This is a genomic window from Chryseobacterium sp. MHB01 (assembly GCF_034651565.1).
GTDB classification, from domain to species: Bacteria; Bacteroidota; Bacteroidia; order Flavobacteriales; family Weeksellaceae; genus Chryseobacterium; species Chryseobacterium nepalense.
Map to the genome: position 1 here is coordinate 140,456 of NZ_JAYEDA010000002.1, position 14,059 is coordinate 154,514.

13 protein-coding genes are annotated in these 14,059 nt (G+C 37.8%); all 13 read right to left on the reverse strand.

Features of this window, described 5'->3' with window-relative positions; translation table 11 throughout:
* Positions 1 to 43 precede the first annotated feature (43 nt).
* The 13 genes from U9K52_RS04255 to U9K52_RS04315 all read right to left on the reverse strand — a co-directional run bounded on the left by U9K52_RS04255 (position 44) and on the right by U9K52_RS04315 (position 14,057).
* Positions 44 to 730, reverse strand: a complete 687-nt coding sequence (locus tag U9K52_RS04255) for a hypothetical protein (RefSeq protein ID WP_322925531.1) — start codon at positions 728 to 730, stop codon at positions 44 to 46.
* On the reverse strand, positions 727 to 1,215 hold the full coding sequence (locus tag U9K52_RS04260; protein ID WP_322925532.1) for a DNA-deoxyinosine glycosylase: 489 nt from the start codon (positions 1,213 to 1,215) through the stop codon (positions 727 to 729). The genes U9K52_RS04255 and U9K52_RS04260 overlap by 4 nt, the downstream gene beginning before the upstream one ends.
* An 80-nt stretch (positions 1,216 to 1,295) precedes the next feature.
* A complete protein-coding gene (locus U9K52_RS04265) occupies positions 1,296 to 3,290 on the reverse strand; it encodes a S9 family peptidase (RefSeq protein WP_322925533.1) in 1,995 nt (664 codons plus the stop codon).
* A 192-nt stretch (positions 3,291 to 3,482) separates the two neighbouring features.
* Positions 3,483 to 3,827, reverse strand: coding sequence for a phage holin family protein (locus U9K52_RS04270; protein WP_248394166.1), 345 nt, complete (start codon positions 3,825 to 3,827; stop codon positions 3,483 to 3,485).
* A 74-nt stretch (positions 3,828 to 3,901) separates the two neighbouring features.
* Entirely contained in the window at positions 3,902 to 4,324 is a 423-nt protein-coding gene (locus tag U9K52_RS04275; protein WP_322925534.1) for a PaaI family thioesterase, read from the reverse strand.
* A 286-nt stretch (positions 4,325 to 4,610) separates the two neighbouring features.
* The gene (locus U9K52_RS04280) at positions 4,611 to 6,728 is read right to left on the reverse strand and encodes a DNA topoisomerase 3 (protein WP_322925535.1); all 2,118 of its coding nucleotides are present in this window, start codon (positions 6,726 to 6,728) and stop codon (positions 4,611 to 4,613) included.
* A 223-nt stretch (positions 6,729 to 6,951) separates the two neighbouring features.
* On the reverse strand, positions 6,952 to 7,098 hold the full coding sequence (locus U9K52_RS04285) for a hypothetical protein (protein ID WP_263602609.1): 147 nt from the start codon (positions 7,096 to 7,098) through the stop codon (positions 6,952 to 6,954).
* 283 nt (positions 7,099 to 7,381) lie between these two features.
* A complete protein-coding gene (locus U9K52_RS04290; RefSeq protein WP_322925536.1) occupies positions 7,382 to 8,257 on the reverse strand; it encodes a pirin family protein in 876 nt (291 codons plus the stop codon).
* Positions 8,258 to 9,039: 782 nt separating this feature from the next.
* Positions 9,040 to 9,624 carry a Crp/Fnr family transcriptional regulator gene (locus tag U9K52_RS04295; protein ID WP_248394170.1) on the reverse strand — a complete coding sequence of 195 codons (585 nt, stop codon included), beginning with the start codon at positions 9,622 to 9,624 and terminating at the stop codon, positions 9,040 to 9,042.
* 9 nt (positions 9,625 to 9,633) lie between these two features.
* Positions 9,634 to 9,945 (reverse strand): hypothetical protein, encoded by a 312-nt coding sequence (locus U9K52_RS04300; RefSeq protein ID WP_322925537.1) that lies wholly within the window; start codon positions 9,943 to 9,945, stop codon positions 9,634 to 9,636.
* 183 nt (positions 9,946 to 10,128) lie between these two features.
* Positions 10,129 to 11,739 carry a Na+/H+ antiporter gene (locus U9K52_RS04305; RefSeq protein WP_263602605.1) on the reverse strand — a complete coding sequence of 537 codons (1,611 nt, stop codon included), beginning with the start codon at positions 11,737 to 11,739 and terminating at the stop codon, positions 10,129 to 10,131.
* Positions 11,740 to 13,042: 1,303 nt separating this feature from the next.
* On the reverse strand, positions 13,043 to 13,390 hold the full coding sequence (locus U9K52_RS04310; protein WP_322925538.1) for a hypothetical protein: 348 nt from the start codon (positions 13,388 to 13,390) through the stop codon (positions 13,043 to 13,045).
* Positions 13,391 to 13,436: 46 nt separating this feature from the next.
* On the reverse strand, positions 13,437 to 14,057 hold the full coding sequence (locus U9K52_RS04315) for an alpha/beta hydrolase (RefSeq protein ID WP_263602603.1): 621 nt from the start codon (positions 14,055 to 14,057) through the stop codon (positions 13,437 to 13,439).
* Positions 14,058 to 14,059: the final 2 nt, after the last annotated feature.

The window sequence follows — 14,059 nt, forward strand, 5'->3', positions numbered from 1 at the left end:
CCCATAAAAACAGTAAAGTTTGCAAATTGCTCACTTTGCTGTTTTAGTTTTGAAATTTTAGTTGATTAGGATTAATTTTTATATCAAAATTTTGAGGCTCAATACTTTCTAATGACAATACAATTTCAAGATTTTCAGATTTTGCTGATGCTGATTTTACTATATAATTTTTTTCAAATTTAACTTTATTATAGATTTCATAATAATCGAATAAAAACTGTAATCCAATATATGATAAATCGTCCTGAAAGTCTGCAAAAATAACTTCTGCTGAAACTCTCGGCTTTTTCATCTTTCCATTTGTATATTCGTTGATTAAATATCGTGATAAGCCGTCATTTTGTTTTCCAACAAACTCAGATCTAAAGAACCTTCTTTTTGACTCATCTTCAAATTGTTTTTTAGCAGAAGGAATTCTTTTTGAATATTTATAGTCAAGATTCAGCTTACTTAAAGGAAACGTAGTGTTCGTTACATGAAAATAATGTTGTAAATTATTTTTTAAGTCAATTATAGTTGCTGTCATTATATCTTTACTTTCAGCTCTGAAATTAATCTTATAAGAGTAATCTTTTGAATTTACAATACTCAGAAATTCAAAATTTTCTGTTCGCTTTTCTTTTTTTTGTTTTGATTGGAATTTATATTTAACAAAATAATCAAAATGATATTCCTGGGAAAAAGCATTAGCGAAGCTTAAAATAAGCAATAATGGGATGAGTTTTTTCATAGATATTGTTTTACCTTCTTCCATTCTTCTAGTTTCTTCTCAAAAGACACGGTGTGGAGAGGACTGGTAGAAGGCAGTAAAAATACCGGAATTTTATAATTCTTGCCTAAAATTTTCTGTACATTTTTATATGATTTTCCGCCGTTGCAAAATATGGCTTTAATATTAGAATGATCTTCCAGCAATTCACCGATCTCATTGGCTTCTTCGTTTTTAATTTCCGAATCCAGGCTTCCTTTTCTTTCGCAGGAATCGATGACATCCCAAAGCGCAATATGATTTTTCTTTAAGATCTGAATTCTTTGGTCGTAATCTTCCGTAAATTCTTCATTCAGCAATTCAAAAATGATCTTCCAGAATTTATTTTGCGGATGACCGTAATACTGTTGCTTTTCCAGGGATTTAACACCCGGAATTGAGCCTAAAATTATAATTTCAGAATGATCATCAATAATTGGAGAAAAAGAGAAGATTCTGTTTTGCATAATTGGATTTTATATTTTGGCTAAAGCCTTTTCATTTTCAAAAAACAAAAAGCGGGCTAAAGCCCGCTCCTATTGATATTTTATAATGTTTCTTTCAGCCAGTCGAAGAATTCTCTCTGCCAAACGAGACCATTCTGAGGGTGAAGCACCCAATGGTTTTCATTCGGGAAATATACCAGTTTGGATTTTAACCCTCTCAGCTGTGCTGCCTGGAAAGCTTCCTGACCCTGCTCGTAAGGAACCCTGTAGTCGATTCCACCCTGAACGATCATAATCGGCTTGTTCCATTTATCCACAAAATTGCTTGGATTAAATTCTGTGTACGCTTTAGGAAGTGGCTTTTCCCAAGGCGAACCGAGATCCCAGTTGGCAAACCAAAGCTCTTCCGTGGTAAGATACCAGGATTTCATATCAAACAATCCATCATGGGCAATAAACGTTTTGAATCTGTTTTCGTGGATTCCGGCTAACATGAATACACTGTATCCACCGTAACTTGCTCCAACAGCTGCTACTCTTTCACCATCCACGTAAGGCAATGTTTTAGCAAAGTCTGTTGCGGCAAGATAATCTCTCATCGGCTGACCGCCCCAGTCTTTGGAAATTTCTTCATTCCATTTTGTTCCCCAGCCCGGCATTCCTCTTCTGTTTGGTGCCACAACAATATATCCGTTGGCAGCCATTAAGGCGAAATTCCATCTTGTACTAAAGAATTGTGTTAAAGCCGACTGTGGCCCACCTTGGCAATACACCAGTGTAGGATATTTTTTATTAGGATCGAAATTTGGAGGGTAATGGAACCATACGCCCATTTCTTTGCCATCCGAAGTTTTCACCATTTTAAGTTCAGATTTTCCCTGAGAGAGGCTTGCGTACGTGTCTTTATTGACTTCGGTTACCTGCTGCATTTCTCCGTTTTTGATATTCACCGAAAACAGGTCTGTTGCATGGTTGATGTCTGTTTTTCCTATCAATAAAGTTTTTTTCTGATCAGCAAAGATTTCATTCACATCAAAATCACCTTTTGTGATCTGCTGAACTTTGGCGTTTTTCGGATCTAGTGAAAACAGCTGTTTTGTTCCCCTGAATGCCGCCGTAAAATAAATTGTTTTTGAATCTGCACTCCAGAAGACATCTCCGGAAACGCTTTCGTCCCATCCTGCAGTAAGATTTGTTACTTTAGCCGTTTTCCAGTCCATGATTTTCACATCATTTTTGTCCGCTTCATAACCGTCTCTGGCCATACTCTGCCAAATTAACGACTTTCCGTCCGGACTGAATTTAGGATTCACATCATAGCCTTTATTAGATTCCGTCAGATTTTTGGTGGTTCCTGTTGCAATATCATAAGCGAAGATATCAGTATTTGTGCTGGTGGAATACTCTTTTCCGCTCTTAGGCTTTGTTACATAGAGAAGCTGTGAGGAATCCGGGCTCCAGATAAAATCTTCAGCTCCTCCGAATGGTCTTTGTGGAGAATCCCACATCTTTCCTTCCAGAAGATCTTTTGCAGCATCTGCTTTATCCGAAACATTTACTACAAAAATATGGTTGTATTTTCCTTCGTTGAAATAATCCCAGTGTCTGTGGTTGAGGTCGGTATAAACCTGTGCCGTGGTTTTCGGGGTGTCGGAATATTTATCTTTCCCCATTACTTTTTCCACGAGAACCTGTCTGCTGAATGCTATTTTTTTGCCGTCGGGAGAAATGACAATATTATCCGCTTCACCTATTGTATAAAATTCCGTCCAGGTTTTTGCATTGTCTTTAGAAACAAAAATCTTGTCACCTTCCTGGGCATAAATTCCGTTTTTATCCCATTGAATAAGGGCTTTTTTGCCTAAATCCATTTTTGCGGACTGGTTATTCAGAACATTCAGGAAATAGCTTTCGTTTTTGGTTTTTTCTGTTTTAAGATCCACCTGTCCCACTTTATAAATAAGCGAAGAATGATCTGGTGAAACTGCCTGTACCCCAACTTTCTTTAAAGTCCAGAGGATTTCCGGCGTCATTACTTTCTGTGCATTCATTAAGAGCGGCGCTGCCAAAGCCAGCAGACTGTACTTAAATTTCATATTGTTGATCAAATTTTTTGATTATGATATAAAGCTCATAATCCTGTTTATTTCAAAGTTTTCAAAGTTACTTATTTTTACCATACAGCAAGAGAATATTCAGAGATAAAATTTAAGCAAAATTGTGTATTGTCTACATAAAAAAGAGTGAACCGAAGCCCACTCATTATCAACCTTTGAAATGTTTATGATTTAATCTCTGTCTGAAAACATGGAGTTTGCCAGAGAAGTTATCAGGGAGAGAAGAATACTGAAAATCAGTGCCCACCAGAAACCGTCGACGACCATACTGTCTATAAAATAATCTGCAATAAGAATGATGATCGCGTTTATAACAAGGGCAAATAAACCTAAAGTAATAATTGTTAAAGGTAATCCCAAAAGATTAAGGATCGGTTTTACAATCAGGTTTAAAATTCCCAATACAATGGAAAAGATAATGGCCCCACCGAATCCGGAAAAATGTACTCCCGGTAAAATCATGGTAAGCAGGTAGGCAACAATTGCCGTTACCAGCAGACGAATAATTAAGTTCATATTTTTATTTTTTTTAGTTCAGTCACTTATTCAGAAATTGTTATATTAAATATAACATAAATTTCCGAAAAGATTTACTTTATTTTCATCATGGTTACCAAAGAAGTGGCAACATGGCTTTCCGAATCATTGTTTTCATCAACAGTATAGATTTCCGTACGGATGACACTGATCTTTGCTCCGCCCTTGATGACATACGATTTTGAGACGAGTGCATCGCCGATTGCCGGACGCAGATAATTCACCTTCAATTCTACGGTTACTACATAGCAATCTTCTTCATAATGACTTACCGCGGCGTATCCTGAAGAAACATCCACTAAAGAAGCAATCATTGCTCCGTTGAACATTCCGGCTTTCCTGGTCATCAGATCCATTTTAGGGATTTTCATAGAGATAAAATCGGTTTCAACTTCCACGAGTTCTGCTTTATAGAATTTCAATGTTTCGGAACGGTGAAAGCTGTCGGTGATGAGCTGTTTTTTTTCGGGTGTCATGTAATGATTTTAAAATGTAAATGTAAAGACAAATTTCAAAAACAATGCAAATATGGTTCTGACCTTAAATTAATTTAACAGATCGATTGAAATAAGTTTTGGCCAAAGCCATTTTGAGGTTTTTATTATTGGAAAGCAAACTAAAGTCCGCCCCTATTGATATCTTTTGAAATTATTATTTTGAACAGATGCTTCGACGAGCTCAGCATGACATTGCGAATACTAACAGTTTTATTAAACATGATTTTGCAGTGTCATTATGTGTGCAAGCAGGCATTTTACTTCATTAATTTAAAACGATCTGAAAATTATCATCCAAAGACAAAACACCTTCTGTCAGGCTTTCAGGATGTGCCGTAAAACCTTTTAGTTTTGAAGTTTTCCCTTTTAGAACGAGATCCATCAGCTGCTTGTCTGATATTTTTTTACCAAAAATTTCAAACGAAACTTTAAAGCCGCAGTTTTTGAAATCTGAACACCCTACCGCTGTCTTTCCTTTCATAAGATGATGTTCTTTGCATTTGGGGCATTTTGTTTCTTCCCAGGACTGCAGTTCTTTTTTTACGGCTGGTTCACGTTTCTTTTTTTCTTTCACTACCTTCTCTTCTTCCAGATTGATTACTTTTCCTTTTCCGTAGACTACCTTTTCGGTAAGCTCAGTAACCATCTGAATCAATTCTTCCTTGAAATGATTGGCTTCATACTCTCCTTTTTCAATTTTCCGGAGTTTAAGTTCCCATTCACCGGTAAGTTCCGGGCTTTTAAGGAGCTCATCTTCAATAGTATCAATCAGCTGAATTCCCGTTTGGGTAGCGATGAGGTTTTTCCTTTTCTTTTCAATATACTTTCGTTTGAAAAGAGTTTCGATAATGTTAGCGCGGGTTGATGGCCTCCCGATCCCATTATTTTTGAGCAATTCTCGGAGCTCATCATCTTCCACCTGTTTTCCGGCTGTTTCCATGGCACGAAGAAGCGTTGCCTCGGTGTAAGGTTTTGGCGGCGAAGTTTTACCCTGATGGATCATCGGATCATGAGGTCCGATTTCTCCTACGGTAAATTCCGGAATGGTCTGTTCTTCCTCTTTATCTTTTTCTTTCTCCGACTCGTCTTTCGGTTCTTTTGCATAAACGGCTCTCCATCCCGGTTCGAGAATCTGCTTTCCGCTGGTTTTGAAAGGAATGGTTCCCACTTTCCCCTCTACCAAAGTATTAGAGATTTTACATTCGGGATAGAAGACGGAAATAAAACGTTTCGCAATTAAATCATACACCAGTTTTTCCTCCCTGCTCAGATTTTGGGAAGGTGGAACTTCGGTAGGAATAATGGCGTGGTGATCTGTGACTTTTGTATCATCAAAAACCGTTTTGGATTTCGGAATCGGGGCTTCCAGCAAAGGTGCCACAAGTTCCTGATAAAAGTACATTTTTCTCAGAATTCCTTCTATTTTCGGATATAAACTTTCAGATAAATAGGTCGTATCTACACGAGGATAGGTCACATGCTTTTTTTCGTAAAGACTTTGAATATAATTCAGCGTATTTTCTGCGGAATAACCATATTTTCTGTTAGCTTCCACCTGAAGTCCGGTAAGGTCAAACAGCCTCGGATTCTTTTCTTTACCTTCTTTAATTTCGAAAGAAATGATCTCGAAAGGGTTTTCTTTTAGATATTCCAGACCTTTTTCGGCCCGTTCTAACGTTTTTAAACGGTCGATGGCGGCATTGAAAACAACATCTCTGTATCGGGTTTTCAGTTCCCAGTATTCTTCTACGGTAAAGGCATCAATTTCCTTTTGGCGCTGAACCAGCATCGCCAATGTTGGCGTCTGAACCCTTCCGATAGAAAGCACGGCTTTATTTCCCCCGAATTTTTTGGTAAAAAGCCTGGTTGCATTGATGCCTAAAAGCCAGTCGCCGATAGCCCTTGCATTTCCTGCGAGATATAAATTTTTGTAATCTTCGGCAGGTTTTAAGCTTGCAAAACCTTCTTTGATGGCTTCTTCGGTTAGGGACGAGATCCACAAACGCTGAATCGGTTTGTTGCATTTTGCTTTCTGCAGTACCCATCTCTGGATGAGTTCTCCCTCCTGTCCGGCATCCCCGCAGTTGATGACCTCATCACATTCGGATACTAATCTTTCAATCACTTTAAACTGGTTTTCAACGCCTTTATTCGGAATTAATTTGATCCCGAAATTGTGAGGAATGATGGGCAGCAGAAAAAGATTCCAAGATTTGTACTGCGGACCGTAATCGTGAGGTTCTTTGAGGGTGCAGAGATGCCCGAAAGTCCATGTCACACAATAGCCGTTTCCTTCCATATATCCCTGTTTGGGAGTGGTGGCCCCCAATACTTTGGCGATATCTCTGGCAACACTAGGTTTTTCGGCAATACAAAGTTTCATGAATTTTTCGGAGTTTTGAAGAGGGGCAAAAATCGGGATTTTTTTTGGATTTTGCTAATTTGTTGATGGCGGATGATGAAGCGTTGTTTGTTGATGGTTGAGCGTGTGGGTGATATCTTTTGCAATTAAGCTCATTGGTAAGAAAAGTGTTTCCTATATCGTGTATTATAAATAATGTTGGGAATTCCGGATGTATTAATGCAGGAAGTATTTCTGCGGGCGTTCATATTGCATTTGCAGTAATCACCATATGGTTTACAGTAGCAAGAATATTATTTACAGGGACTTCAATTACAATTGCAGGAGCAAGAATATTATTTACAGGAGTAAGAATATTATTTGCAGGAACTGAAATATAGTTTGCAGGCATAAAAATATAATCTGAAGTAAACAGAAGTATATTTGCAGTGTGTATAGTATTGGAGAATATAGATTAAACTTCTTGTTAAAAGAATTTTTTTTCGCAAAGTTGAAATTATAATCCAGCATATTTAAGGAGCAAATAATTAATCAACGAGTTGATTCGATGAAGCTTATTATTTAACTGCATAAGAAATTTAGACTATTAAGATTAATTAATTCAAAAATAGCTCCCTTAAAAAAGAGAGCTCACCAACAATACTTATGAACCAGGTTCATGAATTTAATTTATATTACATGGTCATCGGAACGTCCATGAGAAGAATTTCCGTGTTTTCGGATGTCGCTTTGATGTGAAGCTCATTAATATTCCAAACTCCGAAGCCATCTCTTTCTTCCAGCTTTTGACCTTCGATTTCTGCACTTCCTTTAATGATAAAAGCATAAACACCGTTTCCTTTTTTCTTAACCTGATAATCGGTTTCGGTATTGGTTTCAAAGTTCCCCAAATGAAACCATGCATCCTGATGAATCCACACTCCTTCGTCATCGGCATTTGGAGAAAGGATTTGCTGGAATTTATTTCTGCTTTTCGTTTTGTCTAATGTAATCTGGTCATATCTCGGGGTAACGTTTCTTTTATTCGGATATACCCAGATCTGGAGAAATTTCACCAGCTGATCCTTATTTTTATTGAATTCACTGTGCATAATTCCGGTTCCCGCACTCATTACCTGGATATCACCACTTCTGATGATGGCTGAATTTCCCATGCTGTCTTTATGTTCCAGATCGCCTTCCAGTGGAATACTGATGATCTCCATATTGTCGTGAGGATGTGTTCCGAAGCCTCTTCCCGCCTCCACTTTATCATCATTTAAAACTCTTAATACCCCAAAATGCATTCTTTCCGGATTGTGGTAATTGGCAAAACTAAAAGTGTGATTGCTCACCAGCCAGCCATGGTCTGCTTTCCCTCTGGTATCTGCTTTATGAATAACGGAATTGTCTTTGATCTTTGAGTCTGGATTGGGAAGATGGTTGTAGCCAATCGGTTCCAACGGTTCGATCTCATCGATCTCATTTTTCATGGTATTGCCCAATGATGCTGATGCCACGAACATTCCCGTTCCCAATAATCCTTTTTTTAAAAAATCTTTTCTGTCCATATCTGGTGTGTATTTATTTGTTTTGATAGGACAAAGTTAGGTTGACGGGTTTTGCTGTGCATTTAACTAGTTTAATAAATGTGATTATTTTCTTTTGTCTTGAAACAAAAGAAACAAAAATTCAAGACTAGAACCTGAATGCTAAAAAATATTTTTATTCTCTAAAAATCCCAAAACTCGTGCGAGTTCACTATTGGTTCTTCGGTTTATTATTGCTGTCGCACTCAGACAGTGGGATTTTCTTTACGTTCATTAAATTATTTTTCTTTACGCTTCAGGTTCCTAGGTCGATTGATAGTGTGATATTTGGAGATTCTTCGCGGCTTCGCGCTCAGAATGACAGAGTGTATTACATGAATTTGTCATTCTGAAAGAATCTTAACCTGCATTTGATTATTTTCTTTTGTCTTGAAATCGAAGATTCGACGTAGTCAAACAAAAAGAAACAGAAATTCAAGACTGGAACCTGAATACTAAAAAATATTTTTATTCTCTAAAAATCCCAAAACTTGCGCGAGTTCACTATTGGTTCTTCGGTTCGACCTTTCTGTCGCGCTTCGGACAGTAGAATTTTCTTTACGTTCGCAAAAGTAATTTTCTTTACGCTTCAGTTTCCCAGGTCGGTTTTAAGGGGTTCTTCGACTGCTTCGCGCTCAGAATGACTGTGTGTCAAACCATTAACCATGAAAATAATTGGGTGATAAAACCACCCCATCAAAAATTCTGCAAATTTTTGCCACCCCTCCTTAGGAGGGGAATTGTGCGGATCTTGATTTTGAAAATTATTTTTGCTTGGAAGCGAGGCGTTTTCGGATGGTGCTTACAAATTCTTTGGAAACGCCTAGATAGGAAGCAATATAGTATTGTGCCACTCTTTGCGGAATGGACGGATAAACTTTTATAAATTCCAGGTACCGGTCTGAAGCACTTTTGGAAATAGTATTGACCAGACGGTGCTGGAGCGTGGAAAGATTTCTTTGCACAAGCATTCTGAAAACCCTTTCAAATTTTGGGATTTCGGATAATAGTTTTTCTTTAGCTGCCGGATTCAGCATATAAATTTCCGAATCCTCCAGGGTTTCTATGTATAAATTAGATGGTTTCTGATCCTGAAAGGAAGCAATATCACTGATCCACCAGTCTTCTATGGCAAACAGGATGGTCACTTCAAAGCCATTGTCATCAAGATAATATACTCTTACACACCCTTTCTGGATGTATCCCTCAAATTGACAGATTTCTCCTTCACGAAGCAGGATTGTCTTTTTGGGAAAGGTCTGCAGGGTAAGCAAACCGGTGAAAAATTGTTCTTCTTTAGGCTCAAGGTTAATGAATCTTGTTACGTTTCCGATGATGTTTTCAGACATAGTTGCAGTTTATGGCTGCAAATTAGGAAAAAGTGTGTAAACTTCGTTCTTTAATAATCCGCTTCCTCCACCATAATGCTCAATAACTTTTACATTTTTATCCAGATTTTCACAAAAGGTTTTGATGTCTTTCTCAAATTGTTCTTCCAGTCCGGAACTCAAAAGAACAATATCTACATTCGTATTTCTGATGGTATTATAGCATGTATTCTCATCCATTTGGATGGTTGCTTTCCAGCCTTCATTGTTTTCAATGACTCTTTTCAGGGTATCAAGGATCTCCTGATTTTTACCGATGACTAAGAAGTGTAAGGTATTCATTTTTGATTGTTTATTTTATGTTGGTTTGAACACTAAGGGACTAAGATTCTTTTTAATACTTTCTATTTTAAGGTTCACAAAGCCGTTCACTTATAAGAGCACACGGAGATCTGCTACAATATTGTCAGACTGAAGTTATAGGATCTTCTTAATCTAAACCTTAACCTCAACCTTCGATTTACTCTACAAATGCTTGCTTCCCGTGATCTTTAATTCATTTAAATCCAGCTGTGATTCTGCTTTCCGGATTTCATCATCACTGTATAGCTTTTCTCTTTTCATAGTAAACAGCTCTTTCCGTTGCAGCGCAAAAATATCCAGCATGATTTCATGATATTCTCTAAGATCATTCTGCCTGTTGGTGCACATTTCAATGGAACTTAAATGGTTCTTATGGAGCTTAATGTCATTTTCTATGGTATTTTTAAAGTTTTCAACAAGATTGTTTCGATTAATATTCTTTTGATATTTTTCCTGAAGTGTGTTAAGCGCCAGTTTATCAAGCCTGATCTGAATTCCCGCCTGTTGCTCATGGGAGGGCTGAATGATATCTATTTCTTCAATTCTAATCAGCCTGATAATTAAAGGAAGCGTAAGCCCCTGAAACACCAGTGTCACAAAAATGACAACAAATGTGATGAAAAGAATCAGATTTCTCATGGGAAATTCCGCCTGTCCATTCATCATTACCGGAATTGAAAGTGCTGTTGCCAGCGAAACAACGCCACGCATTCCTGCCCAACCGATGATCAGTGGATTTTTCCATCCCGGCGTCGGATCTTTTCGTATATTTTTACTGAGCCATCTCGGGATATGGGCTACGGGATAGATCCATAGCATTCTTACCACAATAACAATAGCACTGATGATAAGACCGTATTTTATGCCTTCCGCTAAAGAGGTTTCTCCCAATCCGTGGATAATATCCGGCAGTTCAAGACCTATCAGAACAAACACCAATGCATTCATCACGAAAATAAGGGTATTCCAGACTCCCAGCATGTTGACTCTGGTTGTTCCGGTTTTAAATATTTCATGGGCACGGAACGACATGAATAATCCGCCGCTCACCACCGCCATAACACCTGAAAAATGAAAATGTTCTGCAGAAAGAAATAAAATATAGGGCGTAATTACCGTTAGCGCCGCATCAATAGCAGGAGTTGTAGGCAGAAACCGATGAATGGCATAGAAAACATGCGCCCCGGCAATTCCTACCACTACGCCCATTCCTGCTACAAGAAAAAACTGCCCGGTCGCTTCCTGCATAGAAAATACACCCGTCATAACCGCAGCGAGGGCAAACCTGAAAACAATAAGTGACGAAGCATCATTAATAAGACTTTCTCCTTCCAATATGGCGATGGTGCGTTTGGGAACTTTCAGCCCTTTTAAAACAGTAGTTGCCGCAACGGCATCCGGAGGAGAAACAATACCGCCCAATAAGAAACCCAATGCCAGGGTAAAACCCGGAATTAAAGCCTGTGAAGCAAATGCCACAACCAGGGATGTTAAAAAAACCAAACCGAAAGCTAACAGTCCGATCGTTCTTTTCCATTTCCAGAAGTCGTTCCATGAAGTGTACCAGGCTGCTTCATACAGAAGCGGCGGAAGGAAAATCAGGAATATGATTTCCGGATCCAGCCTTAGCACAGGAACGCCGGGAATAAAGCTGATGCCCAATCCTGCCAATACCAGAAATATGGGATAGGCAATTTTTATACGTTGCGCCAGCATCACGAGTAGCATGACGATTAGGAGTAGGCCTAGTATAAGGAGTAGTTGTTCGTGCATGGTTTTTATTTTTCTATATATTAATTTCTTTTGTCTTAAAACAAAAGAAACAAAAGTTCAAGACTGGAACCTTACGCTAAAAATTTCTTTTACTCTCTAAAAATTCTAAAACTTGCGCGAGTTCACTATTGGTTCTTCGGTTCTATATTTCGTCGCGCTTCGAACAGTAGAATTTTCTTTACGTTCGCAAAATTAATTTTCTTTACGCTTCAGCTTCCTCGGTCGTTTTTATATTATTGTGAATAAAGATCCTTCGACTGCTTCGCGTTCAGGATGACAGAGTGTATTATGTGACTGTGTCATCCTGAAAGAATCTCACTTCTTTTAATTACATTTCTTTTGTCTTGAAACAAAAGAAACAAAAGTTCAAGACTGGAACCTTACGCTAAAAATTTCTTTTACTCTCTAAAAATTCTAAAACTTGCGCGAGTTCACTATTGGTTCTTCGGTTTTATATTTTTGTCGCGCTTCGGACAGTAGAATTTTCTTTACGTTCGCAAAAGTAATTTTCTTTACGCTTCAGCTTCCTAAGTCATTTCTAAAAGAACCTTCATTGCTTTGCTTACAGTTTCACAGATTGTATTATCTAACTGTCTCATTCTGGAAGAATCTCAACTTCTTTTAATTACATTTTCTTTTGTCTTGAAACAAAGAATTATTATCTGTTATTTTTTCTTTTGTCTTAAAACAAAAGAAACAAAAGTTCAAGACTGGAACCTTACGCTAAAAATTCCTTTTGCTCTCTAAAAATTCTAAAACTTGCGCGAGTTCACTATTGGTTCTTCGGTTCTATATTTTTGTCGCGCTTCGGACAGTAGAATTTTCTTTACGTTCGCAAAAGTAATTTTCTTTACGCTTCAGTTTCCTCGGTCGTTTTTATATTATTGTGAATAAAAATCTTTCGACTGGTTCGCGTTCAGGATGACAGAGTGTATTATGTGACTGTGTCATCCTGAAAGAATCTCAACTTCTTTTAATTACATTTCTTTTGTCTTGAAACAAAAGAAACAAAAGTTCAAGACTGGAACCTTACGCTAAAAATTCTAAAACTTGCGCGAGTTCACTATTGGTTCTTCGGTTTTATATTTTTGTCGCGCTTCGGACAGTAGAATTTTCTTTACGTTCGCAAAAGTAATTTTCTTTACGCTTCAGTTTCCTAAGTCATTTCTAAAAGAACCTTCATTGCTTTGCTTACAGTTTCACAGATTGTATTATCTAACTGTCTCATTCTGGAAGAATCTCAACATATTTTAAACAATTTTTCTTTTATCCTCTATCCGTCTATTATCTTACGGTCTTTTTCTTACAAATGTATGAATAATGACGTTCTTTCCTTCTTTTCCAGGTTTCTGGTTTTATGACCTTTTCCTACTGTGTCTTCTACCAGGAGAATTTCGCCGGTCTGAAACCGACGAAGCTCTCCGAGTGAGGTTTCTATTTCAACACCTCCATTCAAAAGCACAATGAATTGCTTCTGCGGGGCATGATGGAAATCGTAATTGTAATCTGCGGAAACTTTTCTGAACTGTAATTTTTTAACTTCAAAATTCTCGGATAAATATCCTATTTCACCTTGGTCAATTAAAGGAATTTCAAGATCTTCAAAATAAGATTCGCCTTCTTCATCACTAAATATTCTTGTGATTTTCATGATGTTTCAATTTAAAATAAAAGAGTATAATAACTTTATCTATTATTTAAACAAAAATCAATGAATTTGCAAGTTCAATTTCTTCCTGATTGATAGAATGTCCGAAATTCTGATAGACTTTTTCGGTAACATCAGCATTCATTTCCCGGAGAATATTAGCCGTTGCATATACCCTTTCTACCGGTACATGAAAATCCGGATTGCTGGTTCCGAGGAAAATGGGAGTTTGTGCAAAATCTCCTTTGTAATTTTCCCTGTTGATCTTTTCACCAATTACTCCACCGATAATGGCTGCCGCCCCTCCGAATTTCTGTGCATTTCTTGCTAAAAACTCCAGCGTAAGACAGGCTCCCTGTGAAAATCCGAAGAAGTAGATATTTTCCGGTTCTATACCCTCAGCTAAAGCTTTTTCTACGGTTTTGCCTATGTTTTCAATGGCTGAAGAGAGCCACGGCTCATTCTGTTCCACCGGAGCGATGAAGGAAAACGGATACCAGCTTCCTTTTGTGGCCTGAGGAGCCAGCAATGCATAATCTTTCACATTCAAATATTGCGATAAACTCAAAATATCCTGTGCGCTTCCACCTCTTCCATGAATCATGATCAACACTTTTTCTGCTTCGTTCAATGGTTTTCCTGCTGTTTTTATATCTAAAATATGAGCCATGA